Origin of the sequence: Cellulomonas carbonis (assembly GCF_014636275.1) — a bacterium.
Classification (GTDB): domain Bacteria; phylum Actinomycetota; class Actinomycetes; order Actinomycetales; family Cellulomonadaceae; genus Actinotalea; species Actinotalea carbonis.
The window spans coordinates 748915-768413 of record NZ_BMEB01000001.1 but is presented as its reverse complement, the minus strand read 5'-3'; the positions used below and the strand labels follow the sequence as shown (position 1 = coordinate 768413).

The following is a 19499-nucleotide window of genomic DNA, read 5'->3' as shown; positions in this document are numbered from 1 at the left end:
TCAACGGACCCGGATCTCCTCGTCACCGCCAGGCAGGCTGACGACGACGACGTCGCCGGGCGCCAGCTGACGGCCGCGGCGCGTCTCGGGCTCGCCGTTGACCGTGACCTCGCCCTCGCCCAGGAGGGACCGCGCGTGCGACCCGCTCTCGGCGACGCCGGCCAGCTTGAGCAGCTGACCGAGTCGGATCTCGCCGTCCACGTCCACGATGCGTGCGTCCACGCCGTGAGTCTCCCAGCCCTGGGCGTCCGGTGGCGACCTCGGGCGGAGGATGCGCCGGGCGTCCCGGTCCCCGGGCGACCAACGGTCGGGCGGGTCGGCCCACGTACCATGCCGGGGTGACCATCTCCCGCATCGACCTGCGCGGACGCTTCCTGACCCCGCGTGAGCTGACCGAGACCCTGCCTCGCCCCGAGCTCGACGTCGAGGGGGCCGTGGCCCAGGTCGCGCCCCTCGTCGAGGACGTGCGGCATCGCGGTGCCGCGGCGCTGCGGGACCTCGCCGAGCGGTTCGACGGCGTGCGTCCGGACCACCTGAGGGTCCCCGCCGAGGTGCTCGCGGACGCGGTGCGCGGTCTGGACCCGGCGGTGCGGGCCGCCCTCGACGAGACCATCCGGCGCGTCCGGCTGGTCCACGCCGCCCAGGTCCCCTCCGACCTGGTGGTCGACGTGGCGCCGGGCGCCCAGGTGCGCCAGCGGTGGCTCCCCGTGCGGCGGGTCGGTCTCTACGTGCCCGGCGGTCTCGCGGTGTACCCGTCGTCGGTCGTCATGAACGTGGTCCCGGCGCAGGAGGCGGGGGTCGCGTCGCTCGTCGTCGTGAGCCCGCCGCAGCGCGACAACGGCGGGCTCCCGCACCCCACGATCCTCGCCGCGTGCCACCTCCTCGGCGTCGAGGAGGTGTACGCGGTCGGTGGTGCCCAGGCGGTGGCGATGCTCGCGTACGGCGCGTCGGGCGAGACGGACGCCGACGGTGACGTTCTGTGCGAGCCCGTCGACGTGATCACGGGACCTGGCAACCAGTACGTCACGGCCGCGAAGCGCATCGTCCGAGGGGTCGTCGGCATCGACTCGGAGGCGGGTCCCACCGAGATCGCGATCCTCGCCGACGCGACCGCCGACCCGACGCACGTCGTCGCGGACCTCGTCTCGCAGGCCGAGCACGGACCGACCTCGGCGTCGGTCCTCGTAACGGACTCGACCGGGCTCGCGGACGCCGTCGACGCTCTGCTGCCGGGGGCCGTCGCTGCGACGCGGCACAGCGAGCGCGTCGCCACCGCGCTGGCCGGACCGCAGTCGGCCACCGTGCTGGTGGACGACGTCGAGCAGGGGCTGCGTGTCGTCAACGCCTACGGTGCCGAGCACCTCGAGATCCAGACCGCCGACGCGGCGGCCGTCGCGGACCGCGTGACGAGCGCGGGCGCCGTGTTCGTCGGCGCGTGGTCGCCGGTGTCGCTCGGGGACTACATGGCCGGCTCGAACCACGTGCTGCCCACCGGCGGTTGCGCGCACTACGCGAGCGGGCTCGGGGTCCACAGCTTCCTGCGTCCCGTCCAGGTGGTCGAGTACGACCGGGACGCCCTCGCGGAGGTCGCCGACCGCATCGGCGCGCTCGCCGAGGACGAGGACCTCCCCGCGCACGCCGAGGCCGTGCGCGTCCGACTCAGCTGACGTCGGCGGCGCGTCGGCGGGCCCGTCGGGTCAGCCGACGCCGAGCACGAACGGGTGGACCGCGGCTGCCCCTGCACGACGGAGCAGGCGGGTCGCCACGGTCAGCGTCCACCCGCTGTCGACGCGGTCGTCCACGAGGAGCACCGACCGGCCGGGGAGGCCGGCGGCAGCGGCTCCGAGGTCCAGCTCGAGCCGGCGGGCGACGCCGGCGAGTCGTTGTGCCGAGTTGACGTCGTGCCGTGCGGCAGGCATCCCGTCAACGGGTCGCAGGGTCCCGACGAGGGGGACGCCGAGCACTCCGGCGGCTCCGGCCGCCAGGTGCTCGACGAGCGTCGGGCGCGCCTGCGACGCCACGACGACGACCCCGTCGACCTCGGGTGCCCACGCCTGCAGGACCTGGCGCACGGCCTGCCGCAACGCCACGGGGACCGGTCCGTCCGGCGTACGGGGGTCGAACAGCTCACGCAGTGCCGTCCCGTGCCCGAGCGCGTCGAGCCGTGCGACGGCTCGGCCCGGAGCGGCCTGCTCGTCGGCCGGGATCCGACCGCTCAGCGACACCCCGAGCGTGTCCATCCCGGTGGGCCACTGACGCCGTGGCAGGAGGTCCTCCCCGGGAGCAGCCAGGCGCGCCCGGGCGCCAGCGACCTCGTCGTCGGAGGGGGCCGACCACGGAGGGGGTCCCGCGCAGCGGTCGCACCGCCCGCACGTCCAGTCGGGGTCCTCCGCGAGCTCCGGGTCGTCGAGCGCAGCCCGGAGGAACGCCATCCGGCAGCGGGGCCCGGCGACGTACTGCCGCATGAGCTCCTCCTCGGCCCGCCGCGCGGCGTCGACCCGGGCATACCGCGCCGCGTCGTGGTGCCACGGCTCGCCCGTCGTGGTCCACCCGCCGGGCACGCGCCGCACCGCTCCGTCGACGTCGAGCACCTTGAGCAGGAGCTCGAGGCGCGATCGACGCAGGTCGACACGCGGTTCGAGCGCGGCCGTCGAGAGCGGGCGCCCCGCCGTCGCGAGCGCGTCGAGCGTGGCACGCACCTGGTGCTCGGGTGGGAAGGCGGTCGACGCGAACCAGTCCCAGATCGCCTGGTCCTCGGGTCCGGGGAGCAGGACGACGTCGGCGCGCCGGGTCGCTCGCCCCGCGCGCCCGACCTGCTGGTAGTAGGCGATCGGCGACGACGGCGCGCCGAGGTGGACCACGAAGCCGAGGTCGGGCTTGTCGAACCCCATCCCGAGCGCCGACGTGGCGACGAGCGCCTTGACACGGTTGGCCTGGAGGTCCTCCTCGCACTGCTCGCGCTCGGCCGGCTCGGTCCTGCCGGTGTAGCTGCGGACCGCGAGCCCGGTCGAGCGGAGGTGGGCGGCGACCTGCTCGGCCGCCGCGACGGTGAGGCAGTAGACGATGCCGGAGCCCTCGAGCTGGGGCAGGGTCCGGGCGAGCCAGGCGACCCGGGCCGCCTGGTCGCCGAGCTCGACGACGGACAGGTGGAGGCTGGGCCGGTCCAGCGGACCCCGCTGGACCAGCACGTCGGCGCGCGAGCTCCCGCCTCCCGACCCCGCACCACCGGGCCGCGGGGACATCTCCTCGACGCCGAGCTGCTCCGCGACGTCGAGGCTCACGCGTGCGTTCGCGGTCGCGGTCGTCGCCAGCACGGGCGTGCCGGCCGGGAGCCGTACGAGCAGGTCGCGGATCCGTCGGTAGTCGGGCCGGAAGTCGTGACCCCAGTCAGACACGCAGTGCGCCTCGTCGACGACGAGGAGACCCGTCGTGCGGGCGAGGTGGGGGAGCACCTCGTCGCGGAAGCCGGGGTTGGTCAGCCGCTCCGGCGAGACGAGCAGCACGTCGGTCGCCCCCGAGCCGACCCGCTCCAGGACCTGGTCCCACTCCGCGGTGTTCGCCGAGTTGATGGTCTCGGCGCGGATCCCGGCCCGGCGCGCCGCGGCGACCTGGTTGCGCATGAGCGCCAGCAGCGGCGAGACGATCACCGTCGGTCCGGCGCCGGTGGCCCGCAGCAGCCCGGTGGCGACGAAGTACACGGCCGACTTCCCCCAGCCGGTCCGCTGCACGACGAGCGCACGTCGGCGGTCGGCGACGAGGGCCTCGACCGCGACCCACTGGTCCTCGCGCAGGGCCGCGTCCTCCCGTCCGACGAGCGCGCGCAAGATCTCCTCGGCGCGGTCACGCAGCGCCGAGCGGTCGAGGACGGTGGGTGACGTCACCCGGGCGAGTGTGCCAGCCGGGCCTGACACGTCCCGCCCCGGCCGTCTGCCCCTGCGCTCCCGTCCGGGCTGGCACAGTGGCCGTGTGCGACCTCGACGCAGGAGCGGACGAGCAGCGACCCTGCGCGCCGTCGCGGTCGCCGTGGTGCTGAGCGCCGGCGCGTGCACCTCCGACCCCCGTGCCGAGCCGCCGCCCGGTGCGGCCGCGACCGCCGACGACCCGGCCGGGCCGACGGAGCCGGCGCCCGCGGGCACGGGCGCCACCTCGCCGGGCGGCTGGACCGAGTACCGTCCCGGCCGAGGCGCACGCGTCGAGGTGCCCGCCGGCGCGCGCGCCGTCGTCGTCCTCGTCCCCGGCGGGGGCTGGCGCACCGCGGACCCGACCGGCCTGCGGCCGCTCGCCGAGCACCTCGCCGCGGCGGCGGTCGCGACGGTGACCATCACGTACGGGACGTCCTCGACGGGCGACCACTTCCCGGTCCCGGCGAACGACGTGGCGTGCGCGGTCGGTTTCGCCGCGACGGCCGTGCCCGACGTCCCGGTCACGGTCCTCGGCCACTCCGCGGGCGCGCACCTCGCCGTCCTGGTCGGCCTCGACGGCGCGCCGGGACCGCTCGAACCGACGGCGACACCCCGCTCGACACCCAGCCCGACACCCCGCCCCGGCACGCCCGAGGCGGAGCCGTGCCCGCACGAGGCGCGCGACGCCGACGCTGTGGTCGGGCTGGCAGGGCCGTACGACCTCGTCCGCGCGGAGCGCTTCGCGTACGACCTGCTCCCGCTCCCACCGGACGAGGACCCCGCCGCGTGGGCCGCGGCCGACCCGCTGCGGCACGCGGCCCTGCGGCCGGAGCTGCCGGTCCTGCTCGTGCACGGCGCCGACGACCGCGTCGTCCCTCCGTCGTCCACGCTCGGGCTCGCGGACGCGCTCCGTGCGGGCGGGCACGACACCGCCGTCGAGGTGCTGCCCGGCGTCGACCACCTCGAGGTGCTCGACCCGTCGGTCGTGGGCGACGTGGTGCTCGCGTGGCTGCGCGAGGCGGTCGGCGCACCCTGACCGTGGTCCCGCCGGTGGGGGCGAGGCGGCCGTAGGATCACGCGTCGGTGCGCGAGGGCGCACACCCGGAAGGAGACCCTGGTGGACGTCGTCGACGCCGTCGGCTGGCTCGGCTCGGCCGTGCTCGTCATCTCGCTGCTGCAGACCCGCGTCATGCGGTTCCGCGTCCTCAACACGATCTCGTGCGCGGTGCTGATCGGGTACAACGCCGTGGTCGGCGTGTGGCCCATGGTCGCGATGAACGTCGTCCTGGTCGGCATCAACCTCTGGGTCATGGCGCGCCTGCTGCGCGAGCGTCACGACGCGCGCGCGTACGAGGCCGTCGTCATGGGCGTCGCCGAGCCGTTCCTGCGCCGCCTCCTGGACCGCCACCGCCGGGACATCGCGACGTTCAACCCCGAGCTGCCCGCGGACGACCCCGTCCGCGACGCCGAGCACGCGTTCGTCGTCACGACCGGCGACCAGGTCGTCGGCGTCGTCCTCACGCGCACCGGTGACCGGCCCGACGAGCAGCAGGTCGTCCTCGACTACGTCCTGCCGCCCTACCGCGACTTCACGCCGGGCGAGTTCGTGTTCCGACCCGACGGTCCGTTCGCGGACCTCGGGACGCGCACGGTCGTCGCGTCCCCGGGCATGACGAGCTCCGAGCGGTACCTGGAGACCGTCGGCTTCGTGCGCGAGGACGGGCGCCGGGTCCTGCACCTGGCCGCCTGACGCCCCTCGGACGTCGCCGACCGCGGCAGCACGCCGTCGCTACCATCGGGGCCGTGACAGCCCCGCTCCCGGCCGCCTCCCGACTGCCGCTGCGCGACGAGCTGCGCGGCCTCGAGCCGTACGGCGCGCCGCAGCTCGACGTGCCGGTGCTGCTCAACGTCAACGAGAACCCGTACCCCCCGTCGGACGCGGTCGTCGCGGAGATCGCGGCGGCGGTGGCCGACGCCGCGCGAGGGCTCAACCGGTACCCCGACCGGGACTTCGCCGCGCTGCGCGCGGATCTCGCCACCTACCTCGGGGTCGAGTCGGGCGTGCGTCCCCGGCCCGACCAGGTCTGGGCCGCGAACGGCTCGAACGAGGTCATGCTGCACCTGCTCCAGGCCTTCGGCGGACCCGGGCGCACGGCCCTGTCGTTCGCGCCGACCTACTCGATGTACCCCGAGTACGCGCGCGACACCTCGACGCGGTGGGTCGCGGGACGGCGTGCGGACGACTTCACGCTGGACCTCGAGCACGTCCGCGCGCAGGTCGCCGAGCACCAGCCCTCGGTGATCCTGCTGGCGAGCCCCAACAACCCGACGGGGACGGCCCTGCCCCTGGACGAGGTCGAGGAGGTCCTCGATGCCGCCGACGGCGTCGCGGGAGGCTGCGTCGTCGTCGTCGACGAGGCCTACGGCGAGTTCCGCCGCGCGGGCACCCCGTCCGCGCTGGAGCTCCTCGAGCGGCACCCGTCGCTCGCCGTGAGCCGGACGATGTCCAAGGCGTTCGGGCTGGCCGGCGCACGGGTCGGCTACCTGGTCGCCGACCGGTCGCTCGTCGACGCGCTGCGCGTCGTGCGCCTGCCCTACCACCTCTCGGCGGTCACGCAGGCGGTCGCGCGCGCGGCCCTCGCGCACTCCGCGGCCCTCATGGCCCAGGTGGGCTCGCTGCGCGACGAACGGGACGCGACCGTCGCCTGGCTGCGGTCGCGTGGCCTGACGGTGGCCGACAGCGACGCGAACTTCGTGCTGTTCGGGACGTTCGACGACCGGCACGCCGTCTGGCAGGGTCTGCTCGACCGCGGCGTCCTGATCCGGGAGACCGGACCGCGGGGGTGGCTCCGGGTGTCGATCGGCACACCGGAGGAGATGGCGGCGTTCCGCGCCGCCCTGGTGGAGGTGGCCCAGCTGTGAACCCGACGCCCGCCCGGACGGCCCGCATCGAGCGGAGCACGTCCGAGTCGACCGTCCTCGTCGAGCTCGACCTCGACGGGACCGGACGCACCGACATCTCGACGTCGGTGCCGTTCTACGACCACATGCTCACGGCGCTCGGCAAGCACTCGCTCGTCGACCTGACCGTGCGCGCGACCGGTGACACGCACATCGACGCGCACCACACCGTCGAGGACGTCGCGATCGTGCTGGGGGAGGCGCTGCGCCAGGCGCTCGGCGACAAGGTCGGCATCGCGCGCTTCGGCGACGCGCTCGTGCCGCTCGACGAGGCGCTCGCCCAGGCGGTCGTCGACGTGTCCGGCCGGCCGTACCTGGTGCACTCGGGTGAGCCCGCGGGGCAGGAGTACCACCTCATCGGCGGCCACTTCACGGGGTCCCTCACGCGCCACGTCCTGGAGTCCATCGCGCACCACGCGGGGATCTGCATCCACATGCGGGTCCTCGCGGGACGCGACCCGCACCACGTCGTGGAGGCGCAGTTCAAGGCTCTGGCGAGGGCCCTGCGTGCGGCCGTCGCACCCGACCCGCGCGTCGAGGGAGTGCCGTCGACCAAGGGCGCGCTGTGAGCGACGCGCCCGGCGGCCTCGCCCCCCGCGCGGTGCTCCTCACCCAGGTCGCCCACCCCGAGGCGCTGGCGGCAGCCTGCGCCGTCGGCAAGGTCGCCGCTGACGCGTTCGCGTCGCCCGTCGGGGCGCTCGCGGTGCTGCACGAGACGGCGGGTGACGCCCCCGACACCGCGGCGGCGGCGGTCTCGCAGGTGCTCGCGGACGCCATGGTGCTGCTCCTCGTCCAGCGCGACGGGCGCATCGCCGCGTCGCGCTGGAGCCGTGGCGAGGCGGGCGACGTGCTGTCGCCCGCCCTCGTGCTCGACGGCGCGCCGCCCCAGGTCGAGGCCTTCCTGCTCGGGCGGTCGGCCGCCGACGGCCTCGGCGAGGCGACGACGTCGGTCGGCGTCTCGCGATGGAAGGCGGTCCGGCTCCTCGCGTCGGCGGCCCGCGCGCGCCGCAAGGGCTGACGGGCGCCACGGGCTGACGAGCGTCGCGACCGCTGACGCACGCCGGGTCGGTCGGCCGTGGACGACGCCGGGACCCCCGGGCACCGCTTTGTAGACTCCCCGGGTGACATCCCCTCGCGTCGTGGTGCTCGACTACGGCTTCGGCAACGTCCGCTCGGCGGTGCGCGCGCTCGAGCGCGTGGGGGCCGACGTCGAGCTCACCTCGGACCCGGTCGCCGCCGCCGAGGCGGACGGCCTCGTGGTCCCGGGCGTCGGTGCGTTCGCGGCCGTCATGGACGGCCTGCGGGCGGTGCGCGGTGACCAGATCGTCGACCGGCGGCTCGCCGGCGGGCGGCCGGTCCTGGGCATCTGCGTCGGCATGCAGGTGATGTTCGAGCGCGGCGAGGAGCACGGCGTCGGGACCGAGGGCCTCGGTGAGTGGCCCGGCGTCGTCGACCGGCTCGAGGCCCCCGTGGTCCCGCACATGGGCTGGTCGACGGTCGACGTGCCCGAGGGGTCGACGCTGTTCGCCGGCATCGAGGACGAGTACTTCTACTTCGTGCACTCCTACGCCGCGCGGTCGTTCGCGCCGCTCGGCGGTGGCCGGTTCACGCCGCCGCGCGTCACCTGGGCCGACCACGGCGGCCGGTTCGTCGCCGCCGTGGAGAACGGCCCGCTCTCCGCGACCCAGTTCCACCCCGAGAAGTCCGGGGACGCAGGTGCCCACCTGCTCGAGAACTGGGTCTCCAGCCTGGAAGGACGTTGACCTCCCGCATGACCACCACCCCGGCCGGGACGCCCCGGCTCGAGCTCCTGCCTGCCGTCGACGTCGCGGACGGGCAGGCGGTCCGCCTCGTCCAGGGCGAGGCCGGCTCGGAGACGTCCTACGGCAGCCCCATGCAGGCCGCCCTCGACTGGCAGACGGGCGGCGCGGAGTGGATCCATCTCGTCGACCTCGACGCGGCGTTCGGGCGCGGCTCGAACGCCGAGCTGCTCGCGGGCGTCGTGGCGGCGCTCGACGTCAAGGTCGAGCTCTCGGGCGGGATCCGCGACGACGAGTCGCTCGCGCGCGCTCTCGCGACGGGCTGCGCACGGGTCAACCTGGGGACGGCCGCCCTCGAGGACCCGGAGTGGACCGCGCGCGTGATCGCGGAGCACGGTGACGCGGTCGCGGTGGGTCTGGACGTGCGGGGCACGACGCTCGCCGCGCGCGGCTGGACGCAGGAGGGAGGGGACCTCTGGGAGGTCCTCGAGCGGCTCGACCGGGCGGGGTGCTCGCGGTACGTCGTCACCGACGTGACCAAGGACGGCACCCTCCGCGGTCCGAACGTCGACCTCCTGCGCGACGTGTGCGCGCGGACCGGGGCGCCCGTGGTCGCCTCCGGCGGAATCTCGAGCCTCGACGACCTCGCGGTCCTGCGCGGGCTCGTGCCCGTGGGGGTCGAGGGCGCCATCGTCGGCAAGGCGCTGTACGCCGGCGCCTTCACGCTCCCCGAGGCGCTGGACGTCGCGGGTCGCCCGTGACCGGTCGCGCGCTGCCGCCGACGTCGGCCTTCGCGGACGACGACGGGTCGCCCGACCCCGCGCTGGTCGCGGCCGTCGAGGCGGTCCGCACGGGGCGTGGGACGGTCGCGGACGTCGTCGAGGCGCTGCGCACGGTGCGCGTCCTGGTGCCCGTCGTCGCACGGCTCGAGCAGTCCGGGACGGGCGCGGGCGGGCTGCACGTCGACAAGGAGGCGTCCGCGGGCGTCGTGGCGCTGCGCGCGCCGGACGGCCGGACCGCGCTCCCGGTGTTCTCCGGTGCGGGCGCGCTCACGGCCTGGAGCGGCGACGCCCGGCCGGTCCCGGCCGAGGGCCCCCGCGCGGCGGCGTCGGCGCTCCAGGAGGGGTGGGAGCTCCTCGTGCTCGACCCGGCGGGTCCGAACACCCTCGTGGTGCCCCGTCCCGCCGTGGTCGCGCTCGCGACCGGGACGCCCTGGCGACCGGCCGTCGTCGACGGCGAGGTGTCCGGCGACGTGCGGGACGCGGTGACGCTCGCGGTGGGGGAGGTGGACGGCGTCGTGGCCGCCGAGGCGGTCCCGGGCCGTCGCGCCGAGGTGGCCGTCGTCGTGCGGCTGCGCCCAGGCCTGGACCGGGCCGCGCTCGACGACGTGCTGCGCCGCGTGGGCGGCGTGATCGCCGCGGACACGACGTTCGCGTCCCGTGTGGACTCGGTCGAGCTGCGCGTCGTCGGCTGACGCCCGACCGGTCGGGTCAGGACGCGCAGGGGCTCGTCGCGACGAACGCCTCGGTGTCCTCCAGCAGACGGCGCAGCGTGCTCACGGGGACCAGGAAGCTCTGCCCGGCCGCGTTCTTCGCGTACACGACGCCGATCACGCGCCCCTCGCCGTCGAGGGCCGCCGAGCCCGAGCTCCCCGGCTCGACCGGCGCGTCCGTGACGAGCACCTCGCCGAGGTTCTCGTTGATCGGGTCGGTCGTCGCGCCGATGACCGTGCCGCTGGTCACGGTGAGGGCCCCGCCCTGCGGGTAGCCGACGACGGTCACGGGGTCGCCCCGGACGGGGTCCTGGTCCGCCAGGACCGGTGACGAGGGGAGCGGCTTCGCTGTCCGCACGATCGCGAGGTCGGCGAGGTCGGCCGTGCTCGACGCCGTGACGTCGATGTCGCGCCCGTCGTAGGTCGCGACCTGCAGCTCGGCCGAGTCCGCCACGACGTGCCGGTTGGTGATGAGGGTCTGGCTGTCGATCGCGAAGCCGGAGCCCGTCGTCAGGGTCCCGCACCCCACGTTGCGCACCCGGACCGCCATGCGCTGCACCGCGTCGAAGCCGTCGGGGGAGAGCTGGTCGGAGCCCGCCGGTGCCGCGAGGGGCGCCTCGGACGGCACGAGGTCGGTCGCGCGGGGTCCCGGCATCGGGACCTCCTCGAGCGCCGCGCACCCCCCGAGCGCGACGGCGGCCGCGACGACGACGGCGGCCGTCCGGCGGCGGCTCATCGGCTCAGCTCCCGCTGCAGCGCGATGTTCGCCTCGGTGGCCGCCTGGCAGAGCGCCTCGACGTCGGTCCGGAAGCGCTCGAGCTCCGCCGGGTCGTACTGCGCGGCGTCGGTCACGGTGCTCTCGAGGTAGCCGATGAGCTGCTGCTGCCCCTGGACGCACTGGTCGAGCGCGAGCGCCACCTGACCGGCGGCGTCGCTGACGCGCTCCTGGTAGTCGGCGAGCTGACGCTGGACCTCGCGGTCGTCGCCGAGCTGCGCCTTCTCGTCCGCGAGCTCGACGATGCGGGCCTGCGCCGTGGCGAGCTGGCTGCGGACGCCCTCGAGCTCGGCCTCCGTCCCGGCGAGCTCGGCGCGGGTCGTGGCGAGCTCGCCGCCGATGCCGCGCGCGTCCGCGAGGTAGGTGTCCGCACGGTCCTGCCACGCCGTCGTCGTGCGGTACAGGTACACCGTCGAGGCGCCGAGGCCCAGCACGAGGAGGGTCACGGTCGCGATGCCCACGCCGCGCAGCCACCGCCGCCGACGACGACGGTGCCGCCCGGCGTCGGCGGTGGCCGTGTCCGTGTCCGGGGCTGAGGCGGCCGCGGCGGTCGCGAGGCCTGCGCCCGTCGACGCGCCCGGGCCCGACGGCGTCCCGGGGACCGACGGCGCGTCGCCGCCGGACGAGGTCCCCGGGACCGGCGGCGTGGGGAGGTCCGGCGGCGTGTCGTCGTCCGACGGGGCATCGCGCTCGGGTCGGGGCTCGGCGGGCCGGACCGACGTCCCGGTCTCCCGGACCGGTTCCCGCACCGGGGCGCCGTCCGACGGCTCGCCGGTGCGTCCGCCCGGTGCCGCGGGCCGGGCGCCGGCCGGGAGCGCGCGCGTCACCTCGTCCGTCGAGGTGGCGTCGGCCGTGGGAGCCTCGGCGGGCTCGCGACCGTCGGACGGGCGCGCGTCGGCGGACACCGCCGGCTGCGCGCCCCGGCGCGTGTGCTCGCGCGTCGGCGCGCCCCCCGGCGTCTCGGTCATCGGTTCAGGATAGGCACGGCCCCCGGGCGGGGTGCCTCCGGTCCGGCCCGTGGCCGCCGCTGCGGTGACGGTCGAGGCCGCGGCCCGGGCGACGGCGCGGCGGAGGGCGGGTGCGCGAGCGTCAGGACACCGGACCCGTGAGCTGCTCGCCTGGCCCCTCGCCGGGGGCGTCCGGGTACGCCGAGGCCTCCCGGAACGCGAGCTGGAGCGACCGGAGGCCGTCCCGCAGGGACCGGGCGTGCTGGCTGCCGATCTCCGGGGCCGCCGCCGTGACGAGACCTGCGAGCGCCGTGATGAGCTTGCGTGCCTCGTCCAGGTCCGCGAGGTCGGCGCCGCGGCCCTCCTCGGTGTCCTCGGCGAGGCCGCACTTCACCGCGGCCGCGCTCATGAGGTGCACGGCCGCGGTCTGGATGACCGCGACCGCGGGGACGTCGGCGATGTCGCGCACCGCCTCGACGACGCCGCGGGAGGTCGCGCGGTCGTCGTCCTGCGGCTCGGCTGCTCCGGTGGCGGTCTCGTGGTCCGGGCCGGGGGCGGGGGAGGATGCGGTCACGCGAGGATCATCCCACCGGACGGCCGGGTGACGCGGGGCGCGCGAGCCCCACTCCGGCCTCCCCGCCGGCTGAGTGCCGTGCCCGTCGCCGCACGGCTCGACGCAGATCCCCAGGTCCGACGACGGGTGGTACAGTTGCCCGTTGACCGACCGATGCTCCGACCCGGTCGGGTCACGACCCGTGGTTCCCACGGGGCGCGGCCCGTCAGGACGTGGGCCTCGGTGCACAAGCGGAGCTGATCCCACCCGAGCACCGACCGTCCTCCGGGACGACAGGGGCCGGGTCCGGTCCGGAGGACGTGGTGGCACAGGTGTGCTGCGGCGCCCTCGGCGTCGTCATGGCGCTCGGACTCCAGGCCCTCGCAACGTGCTCGGTGCGGGGGCCTTCCTCGTGCCCGGCGGTCGTCCCGTCGAGTTCGAGGAGCAGCACATCAGCGAGCCGCGCATCAACGATCGGATCCGCGTGTCCGAGGTCCGCCTGGTCGGACCCAACGGCGAGCAGGTCGGCATCGTCCGGGTTGAGGACGCCCTCCGGCTGGCGCAGGAGGCCGATCTCGACCTGGTCGAGGTCGCCCCGGACGCCCGGCCGCCGGTCTGCAAGCTCATGGACTTCGGCAAGTTCAAGTACGAGGCCGACATGAAGGCCCGTGAGGCCCGGCGCAACCAGGCCAACACGATCCTCAAGGAGATCCGCTTCCGGCTGAAGATCGACCCGCACGACTACGGCACCAAGAAGGGCCACGTCGAGCGGTTCCTCAAGGCCGGTGACAAGGTCAAGGTCATGATCATGTTCCGTGGTCGCGAGCAGTCGCGCCCGGAGATGGGCCTGCGTCTGCTCCAGCGCCTCGCCGACGACGTCGCCGAGCTCGGCTACGTCGAGAGCGCGCCGAAGCAGGACGGCCGTAACATGATCATGGTTCTCGGGCCGACGAAGAAGAAGGCCGAGGCGCGCAACGAGCAGCGGCGCCGTCAGGCCGAGGCCGAGGCGGCCAAGGACGACGCACCCGTCGAGGGTGCCGACGCCACGCAGACCCCGACCACCTGACGTGTGCGGGCCCACCGGCCCGCACGTCGACGAAGTCGCCGCCCGGCGACCTGAAGGAAGAGAGCACGCCAGTGCCGAAGAACAAGACGCACAGTGGTGCGAAGAAGCGGTTCCGGATCACGGGGACCGGCAAGGTCATGCGCGAGCAGGCGAACGCGCGTCACCTGTTCGAGCACAAGTCGAGCCGGCGCACGCGCCGCCTCGCGGTCGACCAGGTCATGTCGCCCGCCGACACCCCCAAGATCAAGAAGCTGCTCGGCAAGTGAGCCCGCGGGTGCCCCGGCACCCCGCTCACCCTGAGCCCCGAAACGCAAGGAGCATCACGTGGCACGCGTGAAGCGGGCGGTCAACGCCCAGAAGAAGCGCCGGTCGACCCTCGAGCGGGCGTCCGGCTACCGCGGTCAGCGGTCGCGCCTGTACCGCAAGGCGAAGGAGCAGGTCACCCACTCCCTCGTCTACGCCTACCGCGACCGCAAGGCGCGCAAGGGCGAGTTCCGCAAGCTGTGGATCCAGCGCATCAACGCCGCGGTCCGCGCCGAGGGCATGACCTACAACCGCTTCATCCAGGGTCTCAAGGCTGCTGGTGTCGAGGTCGACCGTCGCGTCCTCGCCGACCTCGCGGTCAACGACGCGGCAGCCTTCTCGGCGCTCGTCCAGGTCGCGAAGGACGCCCTCCCCGAGGACGTCAACGCGCCGTCGGCAGCCTGACGCAGCACCACCCGGACGCCCGGCCGATGCCCGAGCTGACCAATCCCCGTGCCGAGCGGGTGAGGTCGGTGCGGGCGCTGGCCGGGCGTTCCGCGCGTCTGCGGGCCGGTCGGTTCCTCGTCGAGGGGCCGCAGTCGGTGCGCGAGCTCGTCCGCGAGCAGCCGGCGGCCGTGGCGGAGCTGTACCTCACGCACGAGGCGGCCGAGCGCCACGCGGACATCGTCGGGGCCGCGGCCGCCGCCGGTGTGCCGCACCGCACGGGGACCCCCGAGGTGCTCGCGGCCATGAGCCCCGACGCGCAGGGCGTCGTCGCCGTCGCGCGTCCCCGGCCGCTGTCCCTCGACGACGTCCTCGCGCGCCGACCGACGCTCGTCGCGCTGCTCGCGCGCGTGCGCGACCCGGGGAACGCGGGAGCCGTGATCCGCGCGGCCGACGCCGCCGGCGCCCAGGCCGTTGTCCTGACGACCGAGAGCGTCGACCCGCACAGCCCGAAGGTCGTCCGCTCGACCGCGGGCTCGCTGTTCCACCTCCCGGTCGTCACGGGTGTGGGCCTCGCGGAGGCGGTCGACGCGCTCCGGTCCGCCGGGCTGCTCGTGCTGGCCGCCGACGGGACGGGCGAGCACGACCTCGACGACCTCCTCGACGTCGCCGGGACAGGGCCGCAGGAGGCACCCGACCTCGCCGCTCCGACCGCGTGGCTCCTCGGCAACGAGGCGTGGGGCCTGCCGCAGGAGGACCGCGCACGGGCGGACGCCGTCGTGCGGGTCCCGATCCACGGCCGCGCCGAGTCGCTCAACCTCGCCACGGCGGCGACCGTCCTGCTGTACGCGTCCGCTCGCGCACAGCGCCGTCGCGGTGGTCGCGCGTCGGGCGACGGCTCGCAGGTGGGCTGACCGTGCGGGTCTTCGCCGCCGTGCGGCCCCCCGAGCCGGTGCTCGAGCACCTCGCGGGTGCGCTGGTCGCCGTCGGTGTCGGCGGGTCCGACCGGACCGACGCCGTGCGCTGGACCGACCCCGAGAGCTGGCACCTGACGCTGGCGTTCTACGGCGACGTGCCCGACGGCGCGCTCGCCGACGTGGACGCCGGGCTGGCCGACGCCGCGCGTTCTGCCCCGCCGTTCGAGGTCCGGCTGCGGGGTGCCGGGGTGTTCGCGCACCGGACGCTGTGGGTGGGTCTCGGCGGGGCGGTCGACCGCATGGTGGCCCTCGGCGCCGCCGCGCGGGACGCGGGTGAGGGTGTCGTGCGGTGGGAGGACGACCGCGTCCGGTCGCGCCCGCACCTGACCGTCGCGCGGACGACGCCGTCGGCTCGACGGCGCGACCCGCGCGGGCGGCGAGCGGTCGAGGACCCCCTCGCAGCACCGGTCCACGCGCTCTCCCTCTACGAGGGTCCGACGTGGGTCGTCGACGAGATCCGGCTCGTCCGCTCCGAGCCCGGTCGCGGCCGCGGTGGCGGCCCGCTGTACACGGATCTCGCTCGGCACCCGCTCGGCGCTGTGGCACCATGACGCCCATGCAGCGCACCGGCACGGCGGCCACCCGCCGATTTCCGCGGCCCGTCCTCGGGCCGCGCGACGTGTAGCGCACACCCTCCTCGCCCTGCGGGCGACGGACGGGTCCGGGGGACGGGCGCAACTAGACTCCCGACGGCCGCAAGGCCCCTGCACCCTCCCGGAAGGTCCGCATGTCCGACCCCACACCCCTGTCACCCCTCGACGCCCCTGGCGTCGACGCCGCTGTCGCGCGCGCGCTCGAGGCCTTCGCCACCGCGGGCGACCTCGACGAGCTGAAGACCGCTCGTCTCGCGCACGCGGGCGACCGGAGCCCGCTCGCGCTGGCCAACCGGGCGATCGGTGGCCTCGCCCCCACGGACAAGGCCGTCGCCGGTCGCACCGTCGGTGCCGCGCGCGGCCGCGTCGCCGCCGCGCTGGCCGCGCGCCAGGAGGCGCTCGAGATCGAGCGCGACGAGCGGGTCCTCGTCGAGGAGTCGGTCGACGTGACCCTCCCGGTGGACCGCGTGGCACCCGGCGCACGGCACCCGCTCGAGCTCCTCCAGGAGCGGATCGCGGACGTGTTCGTCGCGATGGGGTGGGAGATCGCCGAGGGGCCCGAGGTCGAGGCCGAGTGGTTCAACTTCGACGCCCTGAACTTCGGCGTCGACCACCCCGCACGGCAGATGCAGGACACCTTCTTCGTCGCCGACCAGGAGGGCGGTGCCGAGTCGGGCCTCGTCCTGCGCACGCACACGTCGCCCGTGCAGGCGCGGACGCTCCTCGAGCGCGACCTGCCCGTCTACGTCGCCTGCCCGGGCAAGACCTTCCGTACCGACGAGCTCGACGCGACGCACACCCCGGTGTTCCACCAGGTCGAGGGCCTCGCGGTCGACAAGGGGCTGACGATGGCCCACCTGAAGGGCACGCTCGACCACTTCGCCCGCGCGGTGTTCGGTCCCGAGGCCCGCACGCGCCTGCGCCCGTCCTTCTTCCCGTTCACCGAGCCGAGCGCCGAGATGGACCTGTGGTTCCCGCAGAAGAAGGGCGGTGCCGGCTGGATCGAGTGGGGCGGCTGCGGGATGGTCAACCCCAACGTCCTGCGCGCGTGCGGCGTCGACCCCGAGGTCTACTCCGGGTTCGCGTTCGGCATGGGGATCGAGCGGACGCTCATGCTGCGCCACGGGATCGCGGACATGCACGACATGGTCGAGGGCGACGCACGCTTCTCCCTCCAGTTCCAGGCGGTGATCTGATGCCTCGCATCCCTCTCGGCTGGCTCGCCGAGCACGTCGACCTGCCGGCGGGGACGACCGCCGAGCAGCTCGCGGCCGACCTCGTCCGCGTCGGGCTCGAGGAGGAGGCGCTCCACCCGGCCGCGGTGACCGGGCCCCTCGTCGTCGGGCGCGTCGTCGAGCGCACTCCCGAGCCGCAGAAGAACGGCAAGACGATCAACTGGTGCCGCGTGGACGTCGGCGCGCACAACGAGGTCGCGGAGGACGGTTCGCTGCGTCCTCGCGGCATCGTGTGCGGCGCCCACAACTTCGACGCGGGCGACCTCGTCGTCGTCGCGCTGCCCGGTGCCGTCCTGCCCGGCCCGTTCCCCATCGCCTCGCGCAAGACGTACGGCCACGTGTCGGACGGGATGATCTGCTCGACGCGCGAGCTCGGCCTCGGCGACGACCACGACGGGATCCTGGTCCTGTCACCCGCCGACGTCGTCGCGGAGCCCGGCGACGACGCGCGCGAGCTGCTGGGCCTCGGCGAGGAGGTCCTCGAGATCAACGTGACGCCGGACCGGGGCTACTGCTTCTCGATGAGGGGCGTGGCGCGCGAGTACGGCCACGCGACGGGCGCGTCGTTCCGCGACCCCGGTCTGGAGACCGACGAGGACGCCACGCCGGCCGCGGGCGGGTTCCCGGTCGAGCTCGACGACGACGCACCCGTCCACGGCGTCCCGGGCTGCGACCGCTTCGTCGCGCAGGTGGTCCGTGGCGTGCGTGCGTCCGCGCCGTCCCCGGCGTGGATGCAGCGGCGGCTGACGCAGGCCGGCATGCGGCCCATCTCGCTGGCCGTCGACGTGACCAACTACGTCATGCTCGACCTCGGGCAGCCCCTGCACGCCTACGACCTCACCCAGGTCGCGGGTCCGGTCGTCGTGCGGCGCGCGCGTGCCGGTGAACGCCTCACGACGCTCGACGACGTGACGCGCGAGCTGGACCCCGAGGACCTGCTCATCACCGACAGCCCTGCGGGTGCCGGACGCGCGGGTCGTGTGCTGGGCCTGGCCGGCGTCATGGGGGGTGCCGGGTCCGAGGTCTCCGAGGCCACGACGGACCTGCTGCTCGAGGGCGCCCACTTCGACCCGGTGTCGGTCGCCCGCACCGCACGCCGGCACCGGATCGCGAGCGAGGCGGCCCGTCGCTTCGAGCGGGGGGTCGACCCACGGCTCGCGCGCGTCGCGGTGCGGCGTGCGGCGCAGCTCCTGGTCGAGCACGGCGGGGGGACGGTGGAGCCGGCCCTGACCGACGTGGACCAGACGGCGCCGCGTCGGACGATCGACCTCGACCTGGACCTCCCGGCACGTCTCGTGGGTGTGCCCTACGCACCCGACGACGTCGTGTCGACGCTCCGGGCGATCGGGTGCGACGTCGAGCCGGCCGGTGACCGGGCACGCGTCGTCGCGCCCTCGTGGCGTCCCGACCTCGTGGTGCCGGTCGACCTCGTCGAGGAGGTCGCGCGCCTGCGCGGCTACGACGAGATCCCCTCGACCCTGCCGTCCGCACCCGCGGGCCGCGGGCTCACGCCCGACCAGGTCGCACGGCGCGCGGTCGCGCAGGCGCTCGCGGACGCGGGATGGGTCGAGGTGCTGAGCTACCCGTTCGTCGGTCCGCACCAGCTCGACGCACTGGGCCTCGCGGCCGACGACGACCGGCGGCGCGCCCTCCGGCTCGTCAACCCGCTCTCCGACGAGCAGCCGACGATGCGGACGTTCCTGCTCCCGACCCTCCTGGAGACGGTGCGGCGCAACGTGGGCCGCGGGCTCACGGACCTCGCCCTCGTCGAGACGGGGCTCGTCACGACGCCGTCGGGCCACGAGACCCCGGCGCCGCGGCTGCCGGGCGGCGCACGTCCGTCGGACGAGGCCCTCGAGAGGCTCGCGGCCGCCGTACCCCCCCAGCCGCGGCACGTCGCCGGGGTCCTGACCGGCATGCGCGAGCGTGCCGGGTGGTGGGGGGCAGGACGACGCGCCGACCACACCGACGCCGTCGCGGGGGCTCTCCTCGTCGCGCGGACGGTGGGCGTCGACCTCGTGGTCGCGGCCGGTGCGGTCGCGCCGTGGCACCCGGGTCGTGCGGCTGAGCTGCGGCTCCCCGACGGCACCGTGGTGGGCCACGCGGGTGAGCTCCACCCGCGGGTCGTCGCGGCGCTCGAGCTGCCCGCGCGCGCCGCGGCGTTCGAGCTGGACCTCGACGCGGTGCTCGGGGCACGCCCCGGCGAGCCCGTGCAGGCGGTCCCCGTGTCCTCCTACCCGCCCGCGAAGGAGGACATCGCGCTCGTCGTCGACGAGCAAGTGCCGGTGGGCGAGCTCCTCGCCGCGGTCCGTGCCGGCGCCGAGGCGTCGTCGGCGGGGCAGATCCTCGAGGAGCTGCGCGTGTTCGACGTCTACACCGGGAGCCAGGTGGGCGAGGGGCGGAAGTCCGTCGCGTTCTCGCTCCGGCTGCGAGCCGCGGACCGCACGCTCACCGCGCAGGAGGCCGTCGCGGTGCGTGAGGCCGCCGTCGAGGAGGCCCACCGCCGGCACGGAGCCGTCCTGCGGTCCTGACGTCGGCCCGGTCCCGCCGC

21 protein-coding genes are annotated in these 19499 nt (G+C 75.4%); 16 read left to right on the top strand and 5 right to left on the bottom strand.

Going from position 1 to position 19499, the window contains the following annotated elements; genetic code table 11:
* Window positions 1-222, bottom strand: a complete 222-nt coding sequence (locus IEV86_RS03555; protein WP_043608271.1) for an RNA-binding S4 domain-containing protein — start codon at window positions 220-222, stop codon at window positions 1-3.
* Window positions 223-344: 122 nt separating this feature from the next.
* Here IEV86_RS03555 and hisD point away from each other — a divergent pair, with 122 nt between their 5' ends.
* Window positions 345-1667: a histidinol dehydrogenase gene (hisD, locus tag IEV86_RS03550; protein ID WP_043608280.1), complete on the top strand. Its 1323-nt coding sequence runs from the start codon at window positions 345-347 to the stop codon at window positions 1665-1667.
* A 30-nt stretch (window positions 1668-1697) separates the two neighbouring features.
* Here the strand turns inward: hisD and IEV86_RS03545 are convergent, their stop codons facing one another.
* The gene (locus IEV86_RS03545) at window positions 1698-3881 is read right to left on the bottom strand and encodes a RecQ family ATP-dependent DNA helicase (RefSeq protein ID WP_043608273.1); all 2184 of its coding nucleotides are present in this window, start codon (window positions 3879-3881) and stop codon (window positions 1698-1700) included.
* An 85-nt stretch (window positions 3882-3966) separates the two neighbouring features.
* Here IEV86_RS03545 and IEV86_RS17805 point away from each other — a divergent pair, with 85 nt between their 5' ends.
* The 8 genes from IEV86_RS17805 (at window position 3967) to IEV86_RS03505 (ending at window position 10097) form a co-directional block, all read left to right on the top strand.
* Complete coding sequence (locus IEV86_RS17805; protein WP_229734451.1) at window positions 3967-4938, top strand: alpha/beta hydrolase; 972 nt, start codon at window positions 3967-3969, stop codon at window positions 4936-4938.
* An 81-nt stretch (window positions 4939-5019) separates the two neighbouring features.
* Window positions 5020-5652 (top strand): YgjV family protein, encoded by a 633-nt coding sequence (locus IEV86_RS03535; protein WP_043609678.1) that lies wholly within the window; start codon window positions 5020-5022, stop codon window positions 5650-5652.
* Between the two features lie 53 nt (window positions 5653-5705).
* A complete protein-coding gene (locus IEV86_RS03530) occupies window positions 5706-6824 on the top strand; it encodes a histidinol-phosphate transaminase (protein ID WP_043609679.1) in 1119 nt (372 codons plus the stop codon).
* Window positions 6821-7432, top strand: coding sequence for an imidazoleglycerol-phosphate dehydratase HisB (hisB, locus tag IEV86_RS03525; protein ID WP_043609681.1), 612 nt, complete (start codon window positions 6821-6823; stop codon window positions 7430-7432). The genes IEV86_RS03530 and hisB overlap by 4 nt, the downstream gene beginning before the upstream one ends.
* Complete coding sequence (locus IEV86_RS03520; protein ID WP_043609685.1) at window positions 7429-7881, top strand: hypothetical protein; 453 nt, start codon at window positions 7429-7431, stop codon at window positions 7879-7881. The genes hisB and IEV86_RS03520 overlap by 4 nt, the downstream gene beginning before the upstream one ends.
* A 103-nt stretch (window positions 7882-7984) precedes the next feature.
* Entirely contained in the window at window positions 7985-8626 is a 642-nt protein-coding gene (hisH, locus tag IEV86_RS03515) for an imidazole glycerol phosphate synthase subunit HisH (protein ID WP_043609687.1), read from the top strand.
* Between the two features lie 8 nt (window positions 8627-8634).
* Window positions 8635-9384 (top strand): bifunctional 1-(5-phosphoribosyl)-5-((5-phosphoribosylamino)methylideneamino)imidazole-4-carboxamide isomerase/phosphoribosylanthranilate isomerase PriA, encoded by a 750-nt coding sequence (priA, locus tag IEV86_RS03510; protein ID WP_043609690.1) that lies wholly within the window; start codon window positions 8635-8637, stop codon window positions 9382-9384.
* Window positions 9381-10097, top strand: coding sequence for an SseB family protein (locus IEV86_RS03505; RefSeq protein WP_043609691.1), 717 nt, complete (start codon window positions 9381-9383; stop codon window positions 10095-10097). The genes priA and IEV86_RS03505 overlap by 4 nt, the downstream gene beginning before the upstream one ends.
* Before the next feature lie 16 nt (window positions 10098-10113).
* Here IEV86_RS03505 and IEV86_RS03500 read toward each other — a convergent pair whose 3' ends face one another.
* From IEV86_RS03500 to IEV86_RS03490, 3 genes are all read right to left on the bottom strand, one after another.
* Window positions 10114-10851, bottom strand: a complete 738-nt coding sequence (locus IEV86_RS03500; protein ID WP_043609693.1) for a S1C family serine protease — start codon at window positions 10849-10851, stop codon at window positions 10114-10116.
* Window positions 10848-11858, bottom strand: coding sequence for a hypothetical protein (locus IEV86_RS17800; RefSeq protein ID WP_229734450.1), 1011 nt, complete (start codon window positions 11856-11858; stop codon window positions 10848-10850). The genes IEV86_RS03500 and IEV86_RS17800 overlap by 4 nt, the downstream gene beginning before the upstream one ends.
* A 121-nt stretch (window positions 11859-11979) precedes the next feature.
* Window positions 11980-12306 carry a DUF1844 domain-containing protein gene (locus IEV86_RS03490; RefSeq protein WP_043609565.1) on the bottom strand — a complete coding sequence of 109 codons (327 nt, stop codon included), beginning with the start codon at window positions 12304-12306 and terminating at the stop codon, window positions 11980-11982.
* Between the two features lie 472 nt (window positions 12307-12778).
* On the opposite strand from IEV86_RS03490, the gene infC reads away from it, so the two are divergent.
* The 7 genes from infC to pheT all read left to right on the top strand — a co-directional run bounded on the left by infC (window position 12779) and on the right by pheT (window position 19479).
* Window positions 12779-13456 carry a translation initiation factor IF-3 gene (gene infC, locus IEV86_RS03485; protein ID WP_229734449.1) on the top strand — a complete coding sequence of 226 codons (678 nt, stop codon included), beginning with the start codon at window positions 12779-12781 and terminating at the stop codon, window positions 13454-13456.
* 71 nt (window positions 13457-13527) lie between these two features.
* Window positions 13528-13722 carry a 50S ribosomal protein L35 gene (rpmI, locus tag IEV86_RS03480; protein ID WP_043609551.1) on the top strand — a complete coding sequence of 65 codons (195 nt, stop codon included), beginning with the start codon at window positions 13528-13530 and terminating at the stop codon, window positions 13720-13722.
* Between the two features lie 58 nt (window positions 13723-13780).
* The gene (gene rplT, locus IEV86_RS03475; protein WP_043609554.1) at window positions 13781-14164 is read left to right on the top strand and encodes a 50S ribosomal protein L20; all 384 of its coding nucleotides are present in this window, start codon (window positions 13781-13783) and stop codon (window positions 14162-14164) included.
* Window positions 14165-14190: 26 nt separating this feature from the next.
* Complete coding sequence (locus IEV86_RS03470; protein WP_043609556.1) at window positions 14191-15057, top strand: TrmH family RNA methyltransferase; 867 nt, start codon at window positions 14191-14193, stop codon at window positions 15055-15057.
* Window positions 15058-15059: 2 nt separating this feature from the next.
* Window positions 15060-15671, top strand: a complete 612-nt coding sequence (gene thpR / locus IEV86_RS03465; RefSeq protein ID WP_043609558.1) for an RNA 2',3'-cyclic phosphodiesterase — start codon at window positions 15060-15062, stop codon at window positions 15669-15671.
* Window positions 15672-15847: 176 nt separating this feature from the next.
* A complete protein-coding gene (gene pheS / locus IEV86_RS03460; protein WP_043609560.1) occupies window positions 15848-16909 on the top strand; it encodes a phenylalanine--tRNA ligase subunit alpha in 1062 nt (353 codons plus the stop codon).
* The gene (pheT, locus tag IEV86_RS03455; RefSeq protein WP_043609562.1) at window positions 16909-19479 is read left to right on the top strand and encodes a phenylalanine--tRNA ligase subunit beta; all 2571 of its coding nucleotides are present in this window, start codon (window positions 16909-16911) and stop codon (window positions 19477-19479) included. Before pheS ends, pheT begins: the two co-directional genes overlap by 1 nt.
* Window positions 19480-19499: the final 20 nt, after the last annotated feature.

Coding starts and splice junctions, on each gene's coding strand:
- priA (WP_043609690.1), top strand. CDS start 8,635: ATGACCACCACCCCGGCCGGGACGCCCCGGCTCGAGCTCCTGCCTGCC.
- IEV86_RS03500 (WP_043609693.1), bottom strand. CDS start 10,851: ATGAGCCGCCGCCGGACGGCCGCCGTCGTCGTCGCGGCCGCCGTCGCG.
- IEV86_RS17800 (WP_229734450.1), bottom strand. CDS start 11,858: ATGACCGAGACGCCGGGGGGCGCGCCGACGCGCGAGCACACGCGCCGG.
- IEV86_RS03470 (WP_043609556.1), top strand. CDS start 14,191: ATGCCCGAGCTGACCAATCCCCGTGCCGAGCGGGTGAGGTCGGTGCGG.
- pheS (WP_043609560.1), top strand. CDS start 15,848: ATGTCCGACCCCACACCCCTGTCACCCCTCGACGCCCCTGGCGTCGAC.
- pheT (WP_043609562.1), top strand. CDS start 16,909: ATGCCTCGCATCCCTCTCGGCTGGCTCGCCGAGCACGTCGACCTGCCG.